This window comes from Halobacillus sp. AWM4_238 (genome assembly GCF_056158265.1).
Window position 1 is genome coordinate 1,452,511 of record NZ_JBSWSY010000002.1, and the last position, 23,488, is coordinate 1,475,998.

Sequence of the window (23,488 nt, forward strand, 5' to 3'; positions counted from 1 at the left end):
AACCTTTAACCGATCTGGGCTGCAGCACGAGCCAAAATGTTTGAATTTGTATTTGGAAATGCACCTGCAGCTCATGATTTATGAACTCTACCTCGAATGAAGGGATTTTCACCTGAATACGATAGTTCATGGAGGTGACTTCCCATGGAACCAAACGATAAGGAGATTATGGAGGCCGCATTCACCCCTCTGCGGAAAGATGCCACGAAGAAAACCCAGAAAATCAACGAATCTATAAAGAAGGACCTGCCCTTTGCAAAACTGAAGATTGAACAGGAGTGGGCAACACGAAATGTGCTGAAAAGCGTGCCCCTTCCCGTGATCAAACCCGATGATTCGCACCTTCCTGTCTGGAATTTAAAACGCTATGAATTCCTCTTGCAAGACAAACTCCCATCTTCCGTTAACCCGAAACTATGGTATCAGGGAAAACTGAATTTGAATGCCGGGCTGTTTCAAGTGACCGAAAACATTTACCAGGTCAGAGGATACGACCTTGCGAATTTGAGCATCATTCGCGGAAAGACAGGTTGGATTGTTATCGACTGTCTCACAAGTAAAGAAACGGCAGAAGCCGCATTTGAATTGATCGACAGCTATTTTGGCAAAATTCCGGTCAGTGCCATCATCTTCTCCCATTCCCACGTCGATCATTATGGCGGTGTTGAAGGCGTTCTGAATAGTGGTACGACAGAGGATGTGAAAATTTATGCCCCAAGCGGATTTTTAAGTGCCGCTCTGGAAGAGAATGTGACTGCAGGTGTCGCCATGTCGAGGCGGGGATTTTACATGTATGGGGAAGTGCTGCCCCGTGGTGAGAAGGGTCAGGTAGACAGCGGGATAGGGAAATACGTCTCCACTGGTGTGGTGACTTTAGTCAATTCTGCGGAAGAAATTTCACCATCCAGTGATCAATCCTATGTCGAGAAAGTCATCGATGGGGTCCGAATGAAATTTCAAATCACACCAGATACTGAAGCTCCTGCTGAAATGAATATGTTTGTCCCTGAAGAAAAGAGCCTTTGTATTGCAGAGAACTGTACAGCTTCGCTTCATAATATCTACACATTACGCGGAGCTGAAGTACGGGACCCCGTGGCGTGGGCGAAATATATCCAACAGGCGATTGATCTGTTCGGTTGTGAATTGACCTCTGTTTTCGAAGTGCATAACTGGCCGAGGCATGGAAGGGAATACTGCATCGATTATATGGAAAAACAACGGGATCTGTACCAATATATTAATGACCAGACACTCAGGTTGATCAATCAAGGCTACACCATCGATCAAGTTGGAAGAATGGTAACCTTCCCTGAAAGTTTAAAAGACGAGTGGTTCAACAGTTCTTTTTACGGCACCGTCAACCATAACTCTAAAGCGGTTTATCAAAAGTATATGGGCTGGTACAACGGAAACCCTGTCGATTTAAACAAGCTCCTCCCGGAAGAGTCATCAAAAAAATATGTGGATTTTATGGGTGGAGAGGAAGAAGTGATCAAGAAAGCCAAAGAAAGCTATCGGGAAGGTGATTATCAATGGGTCGCGGAAGTCACCAAACACGTCATCTTCGCAAACCCATCCAATAAGAAAGCCAAATACCTTTGTGCAGACGCTCTGGAGCAGCTCGGCTACATCGCAGAATCCGGCCCTTGGCGCAATGAATATTTAATGGGAGCACAGGAGCTTCGGTATGGCATTATTCCGATCCAACAGTCTACCATCACGACAGATGTTCTTGATATCATGACACTGGAACAAGTGTTGAACATGTTAAGTATCCGAATCAACGGGTTGATTGCTGGGGCGTATGATTTCAAAATAAACTTCATCATCCCGGACCGGAAGGAAAAAGCCTTAACGGAAGTCAAACGAGGCATCTTCCGTTACTTATCCAGTGAATTAGAAAAGGATGTAGTGAAGGTCATTATGAGCAAAGACACCTTATACGAGTTAGCCACCACCAACAACCGCCCTTCCCCTTCCGCTATCAAAGTCATTGGAGATCTTCAAAAATGGCATCAATTTTTATGGGCGCTCGATCAAATCGACACCGACTTCCCTATCATGACACCTTTGGAAAAAAAGAGAGACCATGATTTCTAATAAAAAATTTGCGCATCATGAGAAGGCCCATAAAGATGTTGCTTCTAACAGATCTCTAAATGAAATGATACACACATAACGGAATCGAATGTAATGAACAGCCTGTATCCCATCAATTAAGGAGTCACTGAATCCAGTGACTCCTTTTACGTTTGCCATTATTTCTTTCTTCGATCCTTCTTCCATAAGCACTTACTTCCCACCCCATTAAAATTAAGAAAAATAAACGAAGATTTTCTGTTTCTTCAATAAGGATGTTTGGGATGTTGTGCCAATGTACGTCCTGGCAACAATTAGTCATGGAGTGGTGTTTCATGTAAACCTTATGTACTACCTATGGCATCTTTACAGCTACAACAGATCCTCCAGAGACTTATACCCTTCCGCTGTTCCTTTCAAAGTGGTTAACGTGTTCCGTAAGTGTTTCGTTAATACTTCGTGAACAACAGAAAGGTCTTTTTGCTCAATCGCATGGATGATTTCCTCGTGCTCCCGCAAGCTTTGGTTGTCCTCTTCACTCTTATAATCAATGACATCATAGATCCTCAAATAGATATCAATTTGATCGATCACTTTATCTAAGAATTCAATAGTAAATTTATTTTCGCTTTTTTCAGCAAGAAGAAGATGGAACCTCTTGTTTAACTCAATATATTGAGCAAGGTCCTTGGCTTTATAGGCCTTAATCTCGTCCTTTACCAGGTTCTCCAAATACGTTATGTCCTCTTGTGTCACCTTATGCAAACCAAACTTAGCAGCTACACACTCCAGTTCGATTCTTAATTCAAATGCTTGAAGGAGATCATGGATGTCTGGTTGAATGACGTAGGCTCCACGATTGGGCTTGATGGATACATATCCCTCTTCTTCTAACTTGCGATAAGCATTGCGTATCGGCGTACGACTTGTTTTCAGCTTTTTAGCAATAACTGACTCCCTTAACTGTGTTCCTGGAGCCAGTTCCCTTTCCAAAATGGCTTGCTTTAGTTTATCAATAATCACTTGCTCCACCGTTTTTTTAGTCCCCACAGGAAGAACTCCCCCATCTATAGATAAAAATCGTTATCCATAGTATAAGTTTTTTTAAGTAAAAACAAAACGTTGGAGCAGCTGAGAAATGTTCTGGATGAAAAATACACCTCTCGGGTTCACAAGCGAAAGAGATGAGACTATAATGACATTATTGAAGAACAAAATTGTAGCACAATATAGAACGTCAATATTACGATGGACGAATAATGAAAGGTGGAGAACAGATGTACAATCAAATCAAGGATTTGCCTCTAGCTAAACAAGTAGAGACCATTTCTCGTAAACTGATCGAAGTTGAAAGCATAAATGGCTCAAGTGGAGAAGCGAACATCGCAAATATCATTAAAGATATATTGCTGTCATTTCCTTACTTCTCTAAACATCCAGCCTATGTATTCGAGGCCCCTGTCCCCGATGATAAGTACAATAGAAAAAATGTATTCGCTTTAATAAAAAGCCCGAAGCGTCACAAACAAACCATCTTGTACCACGCTCATATGGACACAGTAGGAACAGATGATTATGGGTCCTTAAAACCAAGTGCCTGTGATCCTACCTCACTCGAAAATTTCTTTAAAAACTATGCCTTTGATTCATCAGTTAAAGAAGATGCTCAGTCTGGAGAGTGGCTATTTGGAAGAGGAGCATTGGATATGAAAAGCGGCATCGCTGTTCACATGGCTAACCTCCTCTATTTTTCAGAACACTTAGAAGAACTGCCCGGAAACTTGTTACTAATGGTTAACCCTGATGAAGAAAGCCAGCATAGTGGTGTGATCTCATCCATTCCTGTATTAAATAGAATAAAGGCTGAAGAAGACCTTGAATACATGATGGCTGTGAATACAGATTTTATCTCCCCTCAATATGATCAAGATCCGAACCGTTACATTTACACCGGCTCTGCTGGAAAACTACTCCCTTGCTTTTACATTTACGGAAGAGAGACTCACGTAGGAGATACACTGTCCGGCATAGATTCTACGCTTGTTTCTGCTGAAATTAACCGTCGTATCAACAATAATTTAGACTTAACCGAGGACATTAGAGGGGAACACATCCTGCCTCCTTCCTGCTTGTATGCGAAAGATGAAAAAGAGCACTACAATGTTCAAACAGCCAAGAGCAGCCGGCTATATTTTAATTACTTTATTTATGAACTCTCGGCAAAAGATGTCATGGATCAGTTGAAGAATATAACCGAAGAAGCTTGTGAAGAAGTAGAGCACAAGCTTGCCATCTCCTATGACACATTTACCAATCGTGCGGACATTCCTAATAAGAATCAGTCCTGGAAGATCGATGTTCAAACGCTTGAAGAGTACACGGAATACTTAAGATCAAAAGAGATCGATGTGGATACGGTCATTCACGAGGCTGAAAGGCAACACAAGCATTTAGAGGAGAGAATCAAGTGTTTTAAAATTGTAGAATCATTACAACTTGTTGATCCCGATAAGAAACCAAGAGTGATTCTGTTTTTCGCTCCTCCCTATCTTCCACACAATTACTTGCAGCCTGAAAGTTCCAGAGATCAAATGCTTATGGACGTCATTCAACGGAATTTATCCAAATGTCAGGAAGAGACCAACGAATCATTTTCTTTGAAACGCTTCTTTCCTTATTTGAGTGATGGAAGCTTTTTATCCCTTCATGAATCTGATGAAGAGATTTCAACGTTGCTGAAAAATTTCCCGGATTATAAAAATACATTCTCCCTGCCGATTAAGGAAATCCGCAACTTGAACATTCCTTCTGTGAATATGGGTGTTTACGGGAAAGATGGTCATAAATGGACGGAGCGCGTTCACAAGCCTTATTCATTCGATACGCTGCCCATGCTCATCCGCCAGACCAGTTTGGAATTACTTAGTCTCTACGAAAAGAAATGTCAGGTAGCGCATTAAATATGAACGAAGCAATCAATGAAAAATGATGATGACTTTCCTCAGGGCACAAAAGAAATAATCTATTTCACCCTTACCTGCAAGCTACAATGAAGATTTTGCTACTGTGCCTAACAACCCAGTTACAGCAAAATTATACCAGTTAGGGGATCATACAAAAAAACTGGAGGCCGTTCAATGACATAACTTTGCCATTGAGTGGCCTCCATTCTTTACATTTCTAATCATCATGGGTGACTATGCATGGATTTATATATCTTCGACAAGCTAAATAGAGTGAATACGAAAACAAGTTTCCAATGAAACCTTCCTTTCAATACATGGCGTTTTGGAAGAGTTTTTTTAGGGGAGCTGGATTTCAGTTTCTAAACTTTCGGTGGATACGCATGATAAAACACCGGGAAGTGTAAAATGAGGAATGCGAAATGGTGAAACACTTAAAAAATAGAAACTTCTTTATAATCCTTAGTCGTTGGATATTTTTCGGAAGTCTGATTGGACTTATGGTAGGTGCCTGCACGGCTTTCCTACTAGAAACGAACGACTTTTTAGGCGAAATAAGAGAAGAAAACGGATGGCTCATCCTCTTTCTTCCCTTGGGCGGAATTATTCTCGGGTATCTATACATGCATTACGGAAAAGCCTATGTAAATCACACCCTGCATGACGCGGCTGAATTAGATGATTTAGTCATTGAAGGCGTTCATGGAAAGAAAAAAGTTTTGTTGCGAATGGGCCCCATCGTCTATTTTGGAACTTTTTTGACCGTCTTCTTTGGGGGATCTACAGGAAGAGAAGGTGCAGCTATCCAAATGGGCAGCAGCGTAGCTCAAGCCATTAACGAGTTTTTCAAGATGAATAAATCAGACACTAAAATCCTTTTGATGAGTGGAATAAGCGCAGGGTTTGGTGCAGCTTTCGGAGCACCCATAACAGGCGCGATCTTCGGAATGGAAATGGCCGTTTTAGGAAAAATGAAATTTGAAGCGCTTGTCCCTTGCCTCGTTGCTAGTTTCATCGGCTATTACACAACAACATCCGCTTTAGGAGCTGAACACGTAGATTTCATCATTCAAACGATCCCTAAGGCTTCTCCAGCTACATTCGCGAAAGTAATCCTAGCCGCTATTCTTTTCAGCCTGTTAAGTATTTTATATTGCCAATTAAGACACAGCATACAAACCTTATCTGAAAAAGTTTTCAAGAAAAACCATATGAAAAGAGCCTTTGTTGGAGGAGTAATCATTGTCATTTTAACCCTGATCCTAGGTTCCCAAGACTACAACGGTCGAGGATTAGAAATGCTTGAACAGTCCTTTAAAGAAGATGTCCCTCCCTTTGCCTTTCTTGCAAAGCTTATTTTTACAGCTATTACGCTTGGCACTGGCTTTGTAGGTGGAGAAGCGATTCCTCTATTCTTCATGGGAGCAACATTAGGCAACTCTTTACATGACTTCATGGGTTTACCCCTTTCGTTTCTCGCTGCCCTGGGAATGATTGCTGCTTTTAGTGCTGGTGCGAATACTCCTATAGCAGCATTCCTTTTGGCTATGGAGATGTTTGACGGAAAAGGAGCAGAGTACTTATTTATTGCGTGTATTGTGAGTTATATTTTCTCGGGTCACCATGGATTATGGCCTTCTCAAAAAATTTATCAACCTAAAAGTCATTTATATACTATCGTTATCGGGAATACCATTGAACAGGTTGAAAAAAAGAGAAAAAAAACCAAGAGTTAGAGGAATGGTAATGTCCATTCATTAGAACGTAGAGAAAGAGGTGGACTCTGACAATCCACCTCTTTTAACTATTTTAAAGCTCCGATCATAGAACAACGTTCTCATCAGAAAGCTGGTTATTGTGTTGTTGTTCTTTCATGATGGGGATTGCACCTCAAGATTTCAGATTCTCTCTTTTCTCCCCCCCCCTATAGGATGAATTTTCGTCACACTTCGCTATGAACAACTGACAAAAACACTCAAAAAAACCCTATTGATAAAAGAGTAGGATAATATTATAAATATATTATACAAAAATTATACAACCAATATAGAAAGGGGTATAAAATGTACAGATTAACGAGGGAAATCAATGGTAAAACAGAAGTTCTTAAAGATAGTATTGACCTAAGAGATAAGGTCTTCACAACTTTAAATAAAGCTGAAAATACGGCAGAAAAACTGAACAGTATTATTCCAAAAGATGAGTATAAATGGAAGGTTGAAAAATACTATTCAATCACTCCTGTCCCTACATAAATTTCAATAATCAAATGATTCTCAATGAACTAGTTGAAACAAATAGGGAGCCGTACAATCCACCCTCCCTAATACCAGCTTCCTGTGACACTTTACCGGGTCACAACCTCGCTAAGCGCCAGTTCCTCCCCTTTGGACGATCGTAAATCATCGCCAAAGTAATGGTCTTCTAACGGTCTTTATACAGGACTTCACTTTCTTTTAAATATCCAACCACGTTCTTTACCATGGTATTCATCGTAAGCTCCGGTGAACATTGATCTAACCAGCACAACAGGACAATTTTGAGACATCTTTATCAAACGTCAAACTGGCTAATTTCAACCCTTCCGCCATCGTTAGGTAAGGAGCCATAGTTTCCTGAAGATCTTCAGCAGTTAATTTGAATTTCACAGCTAACGTCGCTGCGTATATGACATCGCCAGCATTTTCAGAGACCACATGAGCCCCAATGATTTGATTGTTTTTTGTGTCCATGATCAGTTTGAACACACCTTGGGTATGATGGTTAACGAATGCTCTCGGAACCGATTCCAATGGAAGCACAGACGTCTTCACATCATAACCGGCTTGCTTGGCTTCGTCTTCTGTCCATCCAATAGAAGCAATGGATGGTGTTGTAAATGTCACCGAAGGAACATGTTCCAAGTTTTGCGTTTTTTTGAATGATTTAGATACGTTATTTCCTACGATGCCCCCTTGGTGAGCAGCCACATAGACGAATTGTGGGCTGAGGGTTACATCACCAGCTGCATAGATATGAGGGAGGTTTGTCTCCAAATACTCATTGGTGAGGACTTCACCATAATCCCCCAATGTTAAACCGATGTTCTTTGCTTGGAGCTTTTCGGAATTCGGCTTCCGTCCTGCTGCAACTAGAAGCTGATCACCTTCCATGATCTTTTTATTCCCTCCCACTTCCAAATGAACAAATTTCCGACCGTTTTTTTCTTCGATTCTTTGATATCGGACCTCTTTCATTACGGTGATGCCTTCTTCTTTTAACATGTCTTCAACAACCTCAGAGATCTCTGGATCATAACGTTTCAATAACCTTGAGCTCCGTTGCAAAATCGTAACCTCAGCTCCAAGATGGCGATACATTTGGCCTAATTCCAAAGCGATGTATCCAGATCCAATAATAACGAGCTGTTTGGGTAATTCCTTCAGTTCTAGAGCAGATGTACTTGTTAAGTAGGGTACATCCTTCAGCCCAGGAATATCTGGTACGTAAGGAGAAGCCCCAGTTGCAATTAAAAAGGATGCGGCTGTTAGCCTTCTTCCTTGTATGGATAGCGTGTGTGAATCAAGGAAGTAAGCTTCTCCATGAATCAGATCAAGTCCGTATTCTTCAATCAGGTCTTCATACTTCTCTTTACGTAATTGATTGACCAACTTCTCTTTTTGATATTGCAGCTTCTCCATATTAGGTTGAGTTGCTGCAGTCCTCAAACCTTGGAATGGCTGATTCTCGGTTTGAAATTGAACGTGTCCAGCCTGAAGAAGAGTTTTTGAGGGCACACAGCCAATATTTACACAGGTGCCTCCGACTTCCCCCTTTTCTACCATCCCTACTCGTAATCCATTTCCAGATGCTTGGATGGCTGCAGAAAAGGCCGCTCCACCGGAACCGATAATTAAGAAGTCGTAATCATAGGCATCATCCAATGATTCTCCTTCATCTTCCGAAGGTATCCGGACCAGTGCCCCTGGTTGATAAGGTGTATTTTGCAGAGCTTCCTGTATATGACCTTCCTTATAACCCTCCGGTATTTGAAATACAGCATTTCCTTTTTGGTAACTCGCATGAATGTTCTCAGCACCACTTTTTTTTAGCATATGTCGGACTTGATCTTCACATTTTGAACATGTCATTCCTTTAATACTCAACTGAATCTTTCTCATGTAGATCTCCTCCTTCATTAAGAACAGCAGTCCTTACCGGTTGATGTTCGTTTTCTTTTCCTATAAGTACTTAACGCAAGCATCAAAAATACAAGTAATAATGGAATTAAAACGTAATCCAAGTACCCTGCCCATGCTCCCAGCCCAAGCAAACCTAACAAGATAACTAATATTGGTGTTGTACAGCAAAGGAGGGTTACGAAGAATCCAATAACACTCCCGATAAACCACTTATTTTTTCTGATTTTCCTCCCCTCCATCTTCAAGCACCTTCTCTATAATTGGACAAGAATACAAATCTCTTTCATTGGGGCAGCAAGTTTTTAATTCATTCAAAACTTTTTGTATGTGTTGCAAGTCATTTATTTTCTTTTCTACATCCTGCTGCTTTTCTGAAATAAATTGATACATATCCTGACATCGATCGGAATCCTTATCTACGACTCCTAAAAGTTTGTGGATTTCACTTAATGAAAAGCCCAGATCCTGCATTTTCTTAATGAAAGTGATGCGCTTTACTGTGGACACTCCATATACGCGGTACCCTGATTTGTTCCGATCTGGTTTAGGCATTAATGATTTTCGTTCATAGTAGCGGATGGTTTCTTTGTTCACGTTACAGATTTCAGCAAGTTCGCTTATTTTTATCTCCAAGGGAATCACCTCTATCCATACTATAAACCCTATACCATGGTACAGGGTCAAGTATTAGTAATGGTGTCATCTATTTTTAGGATCCCAAGATCCATCTCCCTTCATTATTGGTCGTATTATTCAGACGAAAAACTCCCGGTAATCCTTCCCTACACATTAGGAAACCATACCTCTGTTTGAGACCGTCCCACAAAAAGACTTGATTTCAATGTACTGATTAAGTGATATATGGAATAAACACTTTAAGTTTTCCATTTTTCTACAAATAAAATGTAGTTAATTAGGATAGACTGTGTTTTTATAGAGGTGCATTTTCATCTATTGTTGAGGATGTCCGTTTTATGTAAAGGAGTTTGCCATGCTGTCAAAAGTGAAACAAGCCATCTTTCTAAGACGCATTAAAAAAATGTTGTCTCGTTATCAAATTAAAGTCATCCATTTTATCCCAGGTCGCGTTAGGCTGTCATCCCCCTACTGGGCAGGAAACTCGAAGATTATCAATCAGTTAATGCCAATCCTGCAAACGGAAGTGCACATTCAATCCGTCAAGCACACACCCGAAACCGGTACACTTTTAGTCGAGTATCATAGCGATCCAAACGTTACGGAAGAACAAATGGAAGATTGGTTTCATACGGTTCAGCAAATTCATAATGATGTCATTTCAAAAGAGGTTACAAAGTTATGATTCAGTCAATGATTGGTTTAAGCGCTTCTCTTGTTGCACCTCGTTTGATGAAGCAGTTAAAGGATCAACAGGTACAAGTCGTACACGCCATGCCTGGGAGAGTACGACTACGGAGTCCGAACTGGCAGGAAGAACAAATCGCAAGAGCTCTTGAAGAGAATTTTTCCAAATATCCTATCGTACGCCACGTAAGTGCCTCAGGCATAACCGGGAGCTTACTCCTTGAATTTACTGTTGAATCTCTTACCTCTGAACAATTTGATGAAATCGTTCAATCAGCCGTGACAACATCTACGGAAACGTACCCTTATTTAGATGCAAAAATGAAAAAATCGATGCGAAAGGGAGTCAATTCCATTAATCATCTAATAAAAAAACAAACGGGTGGGAAGGCTGATTTCGAATCGTTGATGATTGTCGGATTAGTTTTTAAAGGGGCAACCACATTCACAACGAATCCAGCATTTGCTAGCAGCCTGCTTTACTGGGCATATGCAATCTTGACAAAGGAGGGCGATGACAGGTTGTGAGCAACATCCAAATTCTTCATAACACCCCTGGAAGAACTCGTCTTCATCTTGACGACGAACAAAAATCAAGCTACTTAGAAGCTATGATCCGTTCCATTCCCGGCGTGTATTCTGCGGTATGTACACCAAAAATAAATACTGTCCTCATTCATCATGAATTAACTATTTCCGCCCGTGACATCGTTCGTATGCTTCATGATATGAAACAGAGGGATGAAGCGAAGGTCAATTATAAACGAGAGCTGGGGATTAGTTTAACAGCCTTCCTGGTTGATTTTTTATTTCCCACTAAGTATTTCAGCGGTCTGAATCTATTATTACGGCCAGGGACTCTGCTCAGTTTGTATGCTTCTAGAAATATTATTGCAAATGGCACAAAACCATTGTTTGAATTTAGAAAGCCCAATGCTGATACATTAAGTACAGCGGCCATTTTCGCTTCATTACTCAAAGGAAATCCGCGATCAGCACTTGTCATTTTGTTCATGTCCACCTTTAGTGAAATGATTACGGAAATGACAGCGAATCGAACGAAGAATTATGTTCGAGACATGATGAATTTGGATGTCTCATACGTTTGGAAAGTTGATCGTCAGGGAGTAGAGAAGAAAGTATCCATTCATGATATCAACAAAGGCGATCAAATTGTTGTCTTTGAAGGTGAAAAAATTTGTGCAGATGGAACCGTCATGAGTGGTTGTGCAAGCGTCGATGAATCTTCTATTACTGGTGAGTACATTCCAAAAGACCTCGGCCGGCATCAAAATGTGTTTGCCGGATCAATTGTTCATTCAGGGAATCTTCATATAAAAGTCGAACATGTAGGCAATGAAACAGCTGTCTCACGTATCGTTCGATTAATTGAAGATGCCCAGCAGAAAAAAGCACCTATCCAGTCTTACGCAGACCAACTATCAGAACGTCTTGTACCCGTTTCGTTCGTGCTTGCAGCTTTCATCTATTTGACAACCAGAAGCTGGGATCGCGTCTTAAACATGCTCGTGATCGATTTCGTATGTGGCATTAAACTTTCTACAGCAACTGCCATTTCTGCATCTATTGGGAGTGCTGCAAAGAAAGGTGCACTCATTAAAGGCGGAGAGTACGTCGAAACACTATCCAAGATTAATACTGTAATATTAGATAAGACAGGCACGATTACAAAGGGGCAGCCCGTTGTAAAACAAATCATTCCTTACAACGGATATTCAGAAAGCGAATTACTCAGATATGTAGCCTCTGCTGAAGAACATTCCTCTCACCCTATTGCTGAAGCTATGGTGACGTTAGCAAATGATTGGAACCTCCAGCTCCCTGAACACGATCATGACAAAATTGAACAAATCGTTGGTCATGGTGTTAAAGCGACCATAGAAACGAAAGATGTATTGATTGGAAACATGAAGCTGATACTAAGTCATAATGTGGAAACCGAAGGGCTGAATTGCATCGATCAGCTACCAAACACAAGCAATGTGGTTTACGTCGCAATCGATGGTCAAATGGCGGGAGTTATTGTGATTGAGGATGCGATTCGGGAAGGCATGAAGCACACCATCAACCAGCTTCGTAGACTGGGGGTTGATGAAGTGGTCATGATTACAGGCGATAAAGAACAAGTAGCCCATGAGGTTTATGAGAAGCTTCAACTTGATAACTATTACGCTGAAGTCCTCCCTCATGAGAAAGCAAAGTACGTGAGAGATTACAAAGCAGCCGGGAACACGGTCATGATGGTAGGTGATGGTATTAATGATGCCCCTGCACTTGCTTATGCAGCCTTAGGTGCAACCATGGGAGGAAAACGCACGGATATTGCGGTTGAAGCAAGCGATTTAGTCATCACATCCGACAACCCAATGATCCTTACTGAAGTCGTTGAATTATCCAGAAATACCATGAAAACCATCCATCAAAATTTCTCTATTACGATTGCCGTGAACAGCTTGGCGATTCTGCTTGGAGCCTTCGGGGTGATTGCTCCCATTGCAGGTGCAGCGATTCACAATGCAGCTACGATCGGCGTGTTGTTAAACAGTACGAAACTACTTTTAAAAGAGGAGTGAGTTCAATGGAAGCCACCTTCTCCATCGCCCATGAAATCCCTGGTCGACTCCGCTTAATCATACCCGCCCTATATGATAAGAAGGATTATCAAGAAATCAAACAGCTTTTCACATCGATTAAAGGAATTCAATCCGTTCGTATCGAACCATTTATTCAATCCATGGTTGTAAACTATGATCAAGAGCACATAAACCGTAAGAACATCCTTAGGTTTATCAATTTGTTTTTTAAGCAAACGACATTTGATCCATGGGATAACATCATGATGAACATCACACCTGATCTCAGAAAGAATTTCTTGCGTTCTTTAGTAACTGGCTTTCTCTTATTAGCTGCTTACTTACGCAAATCATCATTAAAAGTTCCAGGTTTACTTGATTATGCCGTCGTCATATCTACTGCGTATACGGTTCTTTCTCACGGTCAGAACAAACTCAGACACCCGGATGTCATTACTGGCATCGCCAGTATGCTCTCTTTAGGCTCTGGAAACATTCTACATGTAGCCACGTTAACATGGGCTGTAAACATACTGGAATTAATTAATGACGCGAATAAAAGCAGAGCACTTTTATAAAAAATTGGAGGAGTGAAAATGGTTATGAACAGAGATTTCTTATATGGATTTGTTTCAGGAACAGTTGTTGGTGCTGTTGGTTATCGCATCTATGAGCAAAATCAAGGGCAGCTAGCACAGTTAATACAAAACCCAGTTGCGCCAGTTGCTAATGGTTTACAATCTCTGCAACAATCTCTACCAAAACAGGACCTAACAGTAGAAGACCTCATAGCACAAAAAGAACGTCTGGAAGACCTGATCGCTGAGAAAAAAGTGAATGGTAATATGTAACCCTAAGTAATCCTTAGATCATGTTGAGTATCAAATTGCATTTTCATTTGATACTCTTTTTTTTATGTGATGGATGCTTTTCCTATTGTAAAGATGCCCATACGATTGTACCTCTCAGGCTCAAAAGATGATGTGTCCATTTATCTCCACTAAATGATAGTCGTATTTTCTAGAAACAAATCCTTCCTGAATCCTGCTCAACACATAAAAAAGAAAGCGATTCCTCTATTTGAGAACCGCCCCCTTTAAAGGAAGAATTTTAATCGAGATAAATGAAGGGCAGCTTTATGAACAAAACTATAACGAAAAAAACGATATCTGTTATAAATCCTTTGATCAGTACAAGAATAATTATCCTTGTACCTTCCACCCTATAATCCCAATCTCAACCCTGTACCATATTCACATGCTGCAATCCTAACTGGAAAACATACTCTTTTTCATTAGGTTTTTACTGATCTTGGCTACTAAACCACGGGGAAGAAATCGTGGCAGCAACGAAGTTATGATGTTGGATGTACCGTCAATAACGTAGCTTCTCCCCTTCTTGATCCCTTTCATGCTTGTGTACACGACTTGCTTCGACGTTCGCATGTTCCCTACCTTGATCGAATCTGGTGCATTTTCAAAAAAGCTCGTTTGCGTATTCCCTGGACAGACGGCCATGATGTGAATTCCCAGATCCTTATACTCTTCATGCAACCCCTCTGTGAAAGAAAGTAAAAACGCTTTAGACGCTGCGTAAATCGACATGTACGGAATCGGTTGAAACGACGCCATCGAAGCGACATTGATAATCGTTCCTTTATTTTTTTGAACCATATCCTGTAGAACCAGTTGTGTTAAATTAACGACAGCATTTACATTCAGCATGACCTGTTGATGATTCCGTTCCTTAGTTTGTTCATGCAGCCTCCCGGTTGTCCCCATTCCTGCGTTGTTAATGAGAACATCCACCTCCTGCCCATTGGATTTGATCTGTCTGTACACATCCTCAGCTGCCCATTCTTCACTCAAATCCTTTCCGAACACATGCGCCTCAACCTTGTAGTCATGCCTGATTTCATGCTGGATCTTCTGGAGTTTATCTAAGGATCGAGCTACTAAAATCACATCGTACCCTTTCGCTGCATAGGCATATGCGTACTCTTTTCCAATACCAGATGATGCTCCCGTAATTAAAACAGTTTGTTTCATTTCCATCTTCCTCACATTATAGGTTTATTAGTTTAAACTTTTAAACATATTGAATATAAAAGAAACGATCTCCTCAAAGATCGCAAACTTTTTCTACTTCTTTCGTCAATGCTTTCAACAGTTCAATGCTATCTTTTATTGATAATGAATAATAGCGTTTCGTTCCAATCTTCTCAAAAGTGACGATCTGCTGCTCTCTTAATATTTTCAAATGATGAGAGATGGCAGGTCTGGAAAGATGGGATCGGTCACTGATTTCGTTCGTGGTTAGTCGGTCCTCTTGAGCTAACGTCATAATGATTTCTTGCCGAGCCTGATCGCCAAGCGCATAAAAAAGCGGTGTACATTCATTTAGTAACGCTAGAGCCTTTGTATTATCCATAACCGTTTCCTTCTTTCTACTATGTTTAAATGTTTAAACTAACAGAATCATAAACGAACAAAGGATACCTGTCAACTCATTGTGGCGATAGAGGAAAAGTAAGAATTCACATCTGATCGATACTTTCCTTTAGCAAGTTTTTATAATGGAAGACAAAAAAGACGCCCTGATCGAAGGGCGTCTGTATTGGAAAATTACTATTAATACAATTTTTGCAGCGCTTCTTTATTAAACGCTAACAAGTCATCCGCTCTACCTTCATGGACTTTCTTCACCCATTCAGGATCCATTAACAACGAACGGCCGATAGCAACGAGGTCGAACTCTTCTTGATCCAATTTTTCCACTAAACCGTCAAGACTTGTTGTACCGGCACCAGAGAAGTCCGTAAAGACCCCATCAAGACCGACAGAACCAACAGAAATTACAGGCTTGCCAGACAACTTCTTCGTCCAGCCAGCAAGGTTTAACTCAGAACCCTCAAACTCTGGCTCCCAGAACCTGCGCGTGGAGCAGTGGAAAAGGTCTACGCCGGCTTCAACAAGCGGCTGAATGAAGCGTTCCAACTCATCAGGAGTGTTGACCAATTTCGCTTCGAAATCATTCATCTTCCATTGCGAGAAACGGAAGATGATTGGAAAGTCTTCCCCAACTTCACGACGGCATGCTTCAACGATCTCTACAGCAAACTGTGTACGCTGAACGAAATCGCCGCCATAACGGTCGGTACGTTTATTCGTGTTTTCCCAGAAAAACTGGTCGATCAAGTAGCCATGAGCTCCGTGGATTTCAATCGCATCAAAGCCGAGCCGCTTCGCATCACTTGCTGCTTTGGCATAGGATTCCACCAACGCCTCGACTTCTTCTGTAGATAATGGTTCGTTCACTTTCTCCCCATCCAGGCTAAGGCCTGATGGGCCCACTGGGCTTGCCTCTTCATTCGGAAGATCCCCTTTGCTGCGAGTCATTCCTACATGCCATAGCTGAGGGGCTATTTTACCGCCGGCCTCGTGGACTTCTTTTACGACATTAGCCCAGCCATTCAACGCCTTCTCTCCATGAAACACAGGAATATTCGCACCAGATACAGAAGCTGGATGATCAATCCCTGTTCCTTCTGTAATCATCAACCCGACTTCATTCTCAGCACGTCTACGGTAATAAGCCGCCACTTCCTCATTCGGAATATTTCCAGGTGAGAACCCACGTGTCATCGGTGCCATGACGGTACGGTTCGGAAGATTTAATTTGTCACTAGTAAAGGTTTTAAATAAAGGTTTCGTTGTTGTTTGGTTTGTCATTGTTCTGCCTCCTTTTCAACGATGTATGTCATTATCACAGATGAAAGAAGGAAACGAAAGAAATCTGTTTCGATCCAACACATTGAATCATCGCCGTGTTTGTTTAAAACTTGGATGCAGGATATTTTTGAACATATCCTTTAACTAATGCCCTTTTGGCGTTAGTGCAATAAAAGACTACATGACTTCTAAAGCAAAAGCTTAAAAGGCATCTCCGTGAGATATGTTCTCCTCTTTTTCATCCAACCACCATACACCATACGAATAATAATAGGTGCCTTTTTCTGTCGGTGCAATAAAGCTGTTTTTCTCGAGCAGGACTTCCTTTTCCTGGCCTTCACTAACCTGGATGAGATGAAATTTATTCGGCTTTGGTTCCTCATTCATCTCTAGAGATATTTTTTCACCAGGGTGCACTCGGATCGGTTCTGTTCCACTCAAAAGTTCAAGCGTACCGGCTGTGTCCACACAAGTCCCATTCCAACAATACGTACCCAGGACGGCCTCATCATTTCCATATTCCGTGAGTATATTTACTTTCGGAGGCTTTTCTCCAGGCATCTTATTTTGTGAACAACTCATCAACGTAACGCTTAAAAGTACGAGGAATACAAAAAGATATTTCTTCATCTTCCTCCCCCTTTATTCAATGGGTCGTATTTACAAGCGTAAACGTTACGAGTCAAACAAAAAAGCGTTGTCCTCCTCGAACAATCGCTTCCACTTGATTTCAAAAGGGTTATCCTGGTCCCCAGTTATTTAACATATCCTATATTTTTCTTCTGTTCAGTGATGTCCACTTCAGGGTGGTATTGTTCAACCAACCTCATAATCTCTTCAATTAATCCCTCTAACTCTTTGACACCTTTTTCCGGATCGCCAAGCAATAGATGACTCATTCGACGATGGAAATTTTCTGGTTTAATCTCCATATGTTCAATACTATCCTGCATCCATTTAAATACAGGGTGATGGATGTACATACGGTTTATGCCAAATAAAACTCCAAGCAATTTCTTTTGCACTCCACAAATGACATCATAGAGCATCAACCAATCCTGACGTTTTAATAGTGCTTTACGGTTATTCCAACGATTGCTCAACCAAAGATTTTCAGTAATCATGTGATGAGAAAGTTCTAAAGGGTAGGTAGCCACCCTATTTTTCAATTCGGCCACCTTCTCTTCCCCGAACAAAGAGACACCATCATGAATAGAAGACAAGATACATTGTTTGTAATAATCTATTTTGTGTTTCTCAACCACATCGGAAATGAACCGATCTACGGTTTCAACTAAAAAGCTGCTGATCTCAAATTTAACGCCATCCTGAGTTAGATATGCCTCCGACCACTCTTCATCTTCGTAAGGATGATAAGAAAGGATGGTGCCATTGATTTGCTGTATGGGACCCTGTCGCTCTTGATCCGTTGGGGTACTCGACCATAAAATATGTAATTCAATGTCTGAATGTTCATCTTGAAGGTTTTTAGATACAGAACCAGCAAGAAGAATAGCTTTGATTTTTGGGTTTTGCTTGTACACAGCCGCCATATCTTTTGATTGTTGAAATAAATCCATTTTTGCCCTCCAAAATTAACGTTTGATTATCATTTTTCAATTTGTTCATACAATCTTCTTAGGATTCTTTTAGATTCTTCTCTGTCTAGTATTCAGGAGGTTGTAAATAGGTAAGATTTCTTTTAAACTCTCCATCCCACCATACAATTCTAGCACCATCTCCATCTGAAAAGTAATGGAAATAAACCTTTTTGTCACATGATTTGATTTTTTCAAACGATTCTAGCGAGCTAGGATCAAGTATTTCTTTAAAGACATTCTTCTTTGTACCAACTGTGTACTGAACAGCCTCTCTGTTATTTCTGTAATTTCAAAAGGATATTCGTTTACTATCTTTTCTACGGCAGTGGGGCCAATCGTTTCCAACCTTTGAAAACGAAGACAGTAAACCTTTTTCATCCTTTACCATCAATGTTCCATAGTCGCAAACGTCCTAAGGAAACAGCGGCACAAGCTGAAAAACTGAGAAGCCAAATGAAAATATCAATAAAAGAAGCCTGGAGTGTACCTACACGCCCCAGGCTTCTTTCAATCTTAATCTATAGTATTGATGGTAAAAAACGTTAAGGTCTTGAGCTGTACGATAGGTTTCTTCGAAATTCAGATGAAACGCAATTTTTTAATTTGATGAAAATAAAGGAATGGCTTATGCCATTCCTTTAAGGTAATGTACTGAACCTCAATCCATCCGAACTATATGAATGAAGTATCCAAACCGTTGGGTTACTCCACCAACTGCTCATTAATATCTTCAATCATCTTCGTGTTTGCAATAGGTCCTGTGTACAACCAGCTGGTGTCATCTGCCTTATATTCGTAGATGTTTCCTTCCTGGACTGCAGGAATGTTCTGCCAAATATCATCCTGAAGCTTCTCCGCGCCTTCTCCATCACTGTTGATGAGGAAGATGTGGTCAGCGTCCAGTTCTGCAAGTTTTTCAAGAGAAATTTCAGACCAGTTGGCTGTGGATTTATCAGCGATTTCCTTCACAACATTTGGTTTTGTAACTTCCAAGTCGTTGTAAAGGACGTCTCCTGCAGACAGTTGATCATTGACTACATAAAAAGTATTCGCAACCAGCCAGATCGCTGCTACAGAATCGTCACCGATAGATTCCTGGACTTGTCCCTTTGTTTCTTCTACTTTGGCTTCATAATCTTCAAGCACTTGGGCAGCTTCATCTTCTTTACCAAAGACTTCACCTACACGCTTCAACTCTTCTCTCCAGTCATTGTTTTCCGCTTCGCCAACGACATACGTCGGTGCGATCTTAGAATATTGCTCGTATTTGTTCCCCTCAACCATGCCGGCTGAGTCCATCAATAATAAATCCGGCTCAAAACTTGCGACAGTTTCAAGTGGAAGATCATGAGGCAGCGTCGGCACGTCTCTCAAAGAGTCCTGCAGATAGCCTTGAACGGATGCTCCATCACTTACAGACCACTGAGCGACAGGTTCAATATCTAGAGCGACCAGATAGTCTTCTAGATAAGAAGCGATGACCCGTTCTGGATTTTCTGGAATGGTCACTTCATTTCCCATAGCATCAGTCAGTGTACGTTCGCCGTTTTCTGCGTTGGAACTATCACTCTTGGTTTCTTCCGTTTGATCTTCCTTTTCTGCATCTGTATTTTCATCGCTACTGCCGCATGCCGCTGTAAACAACAGGGCTGACACAGCAATCGCTATGTAAAACCATTTGTATCCTTTCATGCTACTCCTCCTATGTACTTTTATCTTTTAAATGATAACAATTATCATTATCGTTGACAACTGTTTTTTCATTCCAGGTGACGACGATTGCCCACTCTATTGCTCAATGGACGGATGTATAATACAATGGTAATGTTTTTCATTTATAGCTATGAATCTATTTTTCTACTATATACAGATAAAGGAGGGGACTGCAATGGCGCTCGGTTCAACGAAATCATCCCTAGTGAATAGACGGACTTTTATGACGGTTGGTATATTAACCATCGGTCTGCTCGTTTTAATTTTGACCATGATTCTTTCCATCATGTATGGAGCAGCAGATATCGATCTACATACCATTTGGAAAAGTTTAACCGAATATGACGGGTCCATTTCGTCCCATCAAATCATTGCGAACCTTCGAATTCCCAGAGCTCTGGCAGCGGCCTTGATCGGTGCAGGCCTTGCTATGTCGGGAGCGATCATGCAAGGGATGACACGGAACGCCCTCGCCTCTCCTTCCATTATGGGAGTTACAGCAGGCGCTATGTTCACAATGGCCATTGCGCTTGCCATTATGCCTTCTGCATCAAATGTCATCATGATGCTGTGGGCTTTCGCTGGAGCTGGACTAGGTACGTTGATCGTCTTTTTCATCGGATCGATTTCTAAAACCGGACTCACCCCTGTCAAACTCGCCCTTGCAGGAACGGCGGTGACTGCTTTATTCACTTCAGTTTCTTCAGCCATCACCATTCATTTCAATATCGCGAAAGATATTAGTTTCTGGTATGCCGGAGGGCTATCCAGTATCCAATGGGTGCACGTCCAACTGTTGGCTCCGGTCACCATCATTGGCATCATCCTTGCCTTGCTACTGAGCCGGTCAATTTCAACCTTGAGCCTTGGAGAAGATGTGGCGACAGGTCTTGGCCAGAAGACCTGGATCACAAAACTAATCGGGACGCTTGTTGTTCTTATTCTGACAGGAGCAGCCGTATCTGTGGCCGGGACCATCGGGTTCATTGGACTTGTCATCCCCCATATCACCCGTTTTCTCGTCGGATCTGATTACCGGGCGATTCTCCCATGTTCCGCTATTCTAGGTGGCCTGCTCTTGGTCGTAGCCGACACCGCGTCACGCATGATTAACCCACCTTTTGAAACACCGGTTGGAACGGTGACAGCCTTGATCGGTGTGCCATTTTTCCTCTATCTAGCTCGACATGATGGGAGGAGTGGACTATGAGTAATGATAAAAAAAACTGGATGTTGGCCGGCTTTCTGCTGCTTGCCATCATCACAACGCTGTTCATCAGTTTGAACTTAGGTGTTATGAATATTTCTCCCGGAGAGGTCATCCGGACCCTTCTCGGCAATGGAGACGGTCAAAACGAACTCGTCCTATTTTCCTTCCGGCTGCCACGTATGGTCATTGCCATTTTGATTGGAGCCGGAATGGCCGTTTCAGGAGCGATCCTTCAGAGTGTCACTCAAAATGACCTCGCTGATCCTGGCATCATCGGAATCAATGCAGGAGCAGGGTTCTCCATTGTGTTGTACATCTTCCTATTCCAGGGAAGCGCTGGTGCAGTCTCTGATTTTTCCGTCTTTCTCATGCCGCTTGCTTCCTTGATCGGTTCATCAGTTGCCGCGATTTTGATTTATACCATTTCATGGCGTGACGGGATCTCCCCAATGCGGCTGGTTCTTGTCGGTATCGGGATAAATAGTGCGTTTTCAGCATTAATCATCGTATTTCAATTAAAGATGGATCCGAACGATTTCATGCGTGCGACCGTTTGGCTGTCAGGAAATATTTCAGGCACGGACTGGACATATGTGCTTGCTCTTCTACCTTGGCTCGTAATACTCCTTCCAATCGTCATGTTGAAAGCGGGAACGTTGAATTCCCTCCACTTAGGGGATTCCATGGCGGCTGGTCTTGGAACGAATGTTGAAAAAGAACGCCGCATCCTCTTGTTCATTGCGGTCGCCCTTGCCGGGGCTTCTGTTTCCGTAGGAGGAGGGATCGCCTTCATCGGTCTCGTCGTTCCGCACCTGGCAAGAAGATTGGTCGGACCTATGCATGGAGCTTTGCTGCCAATCACGATGCTGATGGGCTCTCTGCTCCTACTCCTTGCCGATACCATCGGAAGAAACCTGCTCGCTCCATCTGAAATACCTGTAGGGCTGGTCGTTTCCGTCGTCGGAGGGACCTACTTCATCTACTTGTTATTGAAATCATGAACCATAACTACCCCGAAGCTGCCGGTTGGTCCGGCAGCTTTTTCATTTGTAAGTAACTGATCCTGGACCTCATACTGCAATAATTTACACTTTATAAAAAACCGGATCTAAACTAAAATCCTGTTATTTCCTACAATCTTTCTTAACTTCTTTATTTCAATACAAGAAATCGATGCTTTTACATCGCTATTCGTCTACTAAACTCCTACTTCATTACTACGCTTTTTCTAACAAGATAACAATAACCTCACGCCAGCCATTCCACCTATACGTTCTCTTCGTCTAACTTTACGAAAACCATTCTTGTTATGTAATTTAAGACTTGAGACATTCTCTCAGAAAATACCAGCTTGTAATGTCCAATACAGATACATTTATCTATGCGGATTCTAGACACCATTTAATTGGTGAATCACCAAAAACCCCAGACTAAAGAAATTTCATCTGGGGTAATCTTCATATTCAACTTTTTTATCCAAATGTGTATCCATCAAATACTTTCAAGCCTTCGTCATTCAATACTTCTCCTACTACTGTAGGCTTCATTGGGCTCTTCGCGAAAACCTCTTTACAAGGAATCATGATGTTGTCCCCTGCGATATCTGCTAACTGATCATGGGTAACGCTATATACCATTTTACCAAGATTAGACCATACCATTGCACCTGAACACATTACACAAGGTTCACAGCTGGTGTAAAGGGTATAATCCTTCAAATCAAATAGCTGGTTCTCTGAACAAAAATCTCTGATCAGCCCTATTTCTGCGTGGTAGGTAGGGTCTGAGTGAGTATGTACTTTGTTCTCAGCGATTTTTACAATCTCATTGCCTTTAACCAGGATGGCACCAAACGGTTCATTTCCTTCTGCTCTCGATTTTGATGCTTGTTCAATCGCTATTTTCATGAAATATTCGTCGTTGTACGTCATAGAAGCACTCCATTCCTGTTGAATTCTCCTCCATTATATAGGATCAGCAGTTCTCATGCTATCCGGTTACCTACTCTTACAGACCATAGAATACCCGATCTTTGAAACGAACATCCCTTTAAATTTTTGAAAGGAAGATTCACCTCGTATTGAAAGCAG

Annotated in this window: 23 protein-coding genes; 11 read left to right on the forward strand and 12 right to left on the reverse strand. The window is 41.6% G+C overall.

Going from position 1 to position 23,488, the window contains the following annotated elements; genetic code table 11:
* Positions 1-144 precede the first annotated feature (144 nt).
* Complete coding sequence (locus ACXACN_RS07525) at positions 145-2,103, forward strand: alkyl/aryl-sulfatase (protein ID WP_474963501.1); 1,959 nt, start codon at positions 145-147, stop codon at positions 2,101-2,103.
* A 15-nt stretch (positions 2,104-2,118) separates the two neighbouring features.
* On the opposite strand, the gene ACXACN_RS07530 is transcribed toward ACXACN_RS07525, so the two are convergent.
* Positions 2,119-2,295 (reverse strand): hypothetical protein, encoded by a 177-nt coding sequence (locus ACXACN_RS07530; RefSeq protein ID WP_474963503.1) that lies wholly within the window; start codon positions 2,293-2,295, stop codon positions 2,119-2,121.
* 159 nt (positions 2,296-2,454) lie between these two features.
* Positions 2,455-3,132 carry a GntR family transcriptional regulator gene (locus ACXACN_RS07535; RefSeq protein ID WP_474963505.1) on the reverse strand — a complete coding sequence of 226 codons (678 nt, stop codon included), beginning with the start codon at positions 3,130-3,132 and terminating at the stop codon, positions 2,455-2,457.
* Between the two features lie 227 nt (positions 3,133-3,359).
* Here ACXACN_RS07535 and ACXACN_RS07540 point away from each other — a divergent pair, with 227 nt between their 5' ends.
* The 3 genes from ACXACN_RS07540 to ACXACN_RS07550 all read left to right on the forward strand — a co-directional run bounded on the left by ACXACN_RS07540 (position 3,360) and on the right by ACXACN_RS07550 (position 7,300).
* Positions 3,360-5,042, forward strand: a complete 1,683-nt coding sequence (locus ACXACN_RS07540) for a M20/M25/M40 family metallo-hydrolase (protein ID WP_474963507.1) — start codon at positions 3,360-3,362, stop codon at positions 5,040-5,042.
* 425 nt (positions 5,043-5,467) lie between these two features.
* A complete protein-coding gene (locus ACXACN_RS07545) occupies positions 5,468-6,781 on the forward strand; it encodes a voltage-gated chloride channel family protein (RefSeq protein WP_474963509.1) in 1,314 nt (437 codons plus the stop codon).
* Positions 6,782-7,108: 327 nt separating this feature from the next.
* Positions 7,109-7,300 (forward strand): hypothetical protein, encoded by a 192-nt coding sequence (locus tag ACXACN_RS07550; protein ID WP_474963510.1) that lies wholly within the window; start codon positions 7,109-7,111, stop codon positions 7,298-7,300.
* Between the two features lie 261 nt (positions 7,301-7,561).
* Here the strand turns inward: ACXACN_RS07550 and merA are convergent, their stop codons facing one another.
* Genes merA through merR form a run of 3 tightly spaced genes read right to left on the reverse strand, consistent with a single transcriptional unit; the run spans position 7,562 to position 9,859 of the window.
* The gene (gene merA, locus ACXACN_RS07555) at positions 7,562-9,205 is read right to left on the reverse strand and encodes a mercury(II) reductase (RefSeq protein ID WP_474963512.1); all 1,644 of its coding nucleotides are present in this window, start codon (positions 9,203-9,205) and stop codon (positions 7,562-7,564) included.
* Positions 9,206-9,222: 17 nt separating this feature from the next.
* Positions 9,223-9,465, reverse strand: coding sequence for a mercury resistance system transport protein MerF (gene merF, locus ACXACN_RS07560; RefSeq protein ID WP_474963513.1), 243 nt, complete (start codon positions 9,463-9,465; stop codon positions 9,223-9,225).
* Positions 9,437-9,859, reverse strand: coding sequence for an Hg(II)-responsive transcriptional regulator (gene merR / locus ACXACN_RS07565; RefSeq protein WP_474963515.1), 423 nt, complete (start codon positions 9,857-9,859; stop codon positions 9,437-9,439). The genes merF and merR overlap by 29 nt, the downstream gene beginning before the upstream one ends.
* A 358-nt stretch (positions 9,860-10,217) precedes the next feature.
* Between merR and ACXACN_RS07570 the strand changes: the two genes are divergently transcribed.
* Genes ACXACN_RS07570 through ACXACN_RS07590 form a run of 5 tightly spaced genes read left to right on the forward strand, consistent with a single transcriptional unit; the run spans position 10,218 to position 13,994 of the window.
* Positions 10,218-10,547, forward strand: coding sequence for an HMA2 domain-containing protein (locus ACXACN_RS07570; protein ID WP_474809363.1), 330 nt, complete (start codon positions 10,218-10,220; stop codon positions 10,545-10,547).
* On the forward strand, positions 10,544-11,077 hold the full coding sequence (locus tag ACXACN_RS07575; RefSeq protein WP_474809365.1) for an HMA2 domain-containing protein: 534 nt from the start codon (positions 10,544-10,546) through the stop codon (positions 11,075-11,077). The genes ACXACN_RS07570 and ACXACN_RS07575 overlap by 4 nt, the downstream gene beginning before the upstream one ends.
* Positions 11,074-13,143, forward strand: coding sequence for a heavy metal translocating P-type ATPase (locus tag ACXACN_RS07580; protein ID WP_474809367.1), 2,070 nt, complete (start codon positions 11,074-11,076; stop codon positions 13,141-13,143). Before ACXACN_RS07575 ends, ACXACN_RS07580 begins: the two co-directional genes overlap by 4 nt.
* 5 nt (positions 13,144-13,148) lie before the next feature.
* Positions 13,149-13,721: an HMA2 domain-containing protein gene (locus ACXACN_RS07585; protein ID WP_474963516.1), complete on the forward strand. Its 573-nt coding sequence runs from the start codon at positions 13,149-13,151 to the stop codon at positions 13,719-13,721.
* Between the two features lie 18 nt (positions 13,722-13,739).
* On the forward strand, positions 13,740-13,994 hold the full coding sequence (locus ACXACN_RS07590; RefSeq protein WP_474963518.1) for a hypothetical protein: 255 nt from the start codon (positions 13,740-13,742) through the stop codon (positions 13,992-13,994).
* 417 nt (positions 13,995-14,411) lie between these two features.
* On the opposite strand, the gene ACXACN_RS07595 is transcribed toward ACXACN_RS07590, so the two are convergent.
* The 6 genes from ACXACN_RS07595 to ACXACN_RS07620 all read right to left on the reverse strand — a co-directional run bounded on the left by ACXACN_RS07595 (position 14,412) and on the right by ACXACN_RS07620 (position 20,167).
* On the reverse strand, positions 14,412-15,191 hold the full coding sequence (locus ACXACN_RS07595) for an SDR family NAD(P)-dependent oxidoreductase (RefSeq protein WP_474963520.1): 780 nt from the start codon (positions 15,189-15,191) through the stop codon (positions 14,412-14,414).
* A gap of 73 nt (positions 15,192-15,264) precedes the next feature.
* Entirely contained in the window at positions 15,265-15,573 is a 309-nt protein-coding gene (locus tag ACXACN_RS07600) for an ArsR/SmtB family transcription factor (protein WP_474963521.1), read from the reverse strand.
* A 200-nt stretch (positions 15,574-15,773) separates the two neighbouring features.
* Positions 15,774-16,874 (reverse strand): NADH:flavin oxidoreductase, encoded by a 1,101-nt coding sequence (locus ACXACN_RS07605; RefSeq protein WP_474963522.1) that lies wholly within the window; start codon positions 16,872-16,874, stop codon positions 15,774-15,776.
* Between the two features lie 201 nt (positions 16,875-17,075).
* Positions 17,076-17,504: a hypothetical protein gene (locus ACXACN_RS07610; RefSeq protein ID WP_474963524.1), complete on the reverse strand. Its 429-nt coding sequence runs from the start codon at positions 17,502-17,504 to the stop codon at positions 17,076-17,078.
* Between the two features lie 125 nt (positions 17,505-17,629).
* Positions 17,630-18,454: a DUF4037 domain-containing protein gene (locus ACXACN_RS07615; RefSeq protein WP_474963525.1), complete on the reverse strand. Its 825-nt coding sequence runs from the start codon at positions 18,452-18,454 to the stop codon at positions 17,630-17,632.
* A 723-nt stretch (positions 18,455-19,177) separates the two neighbouring features.
* Entirely contained in the window at positions 19,178-20,167 is a 990-nt protein-coding gene (locus ACXACN_RS07620; protein ID WP_474963526.1) for an ABC transporter substrate-binding protein, read from the reverse strand.
* Between the two features lie 196 nt (positions 20,168-20,363).
* Between ACXACN_RS07620 and ACXACN_RS07625 the strand changes: the two genes are divergently transcribed.
* Together ACXACN_RS07625 and ACXACN_RS07630 are read left to right on the forward strand one after the other, a co-directional pair.
* Complete coding sequence (locus ACXACN_RS07625) at positions 20,364-21,398, forward strand: FecCD family ABC transporter permease (protein ID WP_474963528.1); 1,035 nt, start codon at positions 20,364-20,366, stop codon at positions 21,396-21,398.
* The gene (locus ACXACN_RS07630; RefSeq protein ID WP_474963529.1) at positions 21,395-22,399 is read left to right on the forward strand and encodes a FecCD family ABC transporter permease; all 1,005 of its coding nucleotides are present in this window, start codon (positions 21,395-21,397) and stop codon (positions 22,397-22,399) included. Before ACXACN_RS07625 ends, ACXACN_RS07630 begins: the two co-directional genes overlap by 4 nt.
* A 471-nt stretch (positions 22,400-22,870) precedes the next feature.
* Here the strand turns inward: ACXACN_RS07630 and ACXACN_RS07635 are convergent, their stop codons facing one another.
* Positions 22,871-23,329 carry a nucleoside deaminase gene (locus ACXACN_RS07635; RefSeq protein ID WP_474963530.1) on the reverse strand — a complete coding sequence of 153 codons (459 nt, stop codon included), beginning with the start codon at positions 23,327-23,329 and terminating at the stop codon, positions 22,871-22,873.
* Positions 23,330-23,488 lie beyond the last annotated feature (159 nt).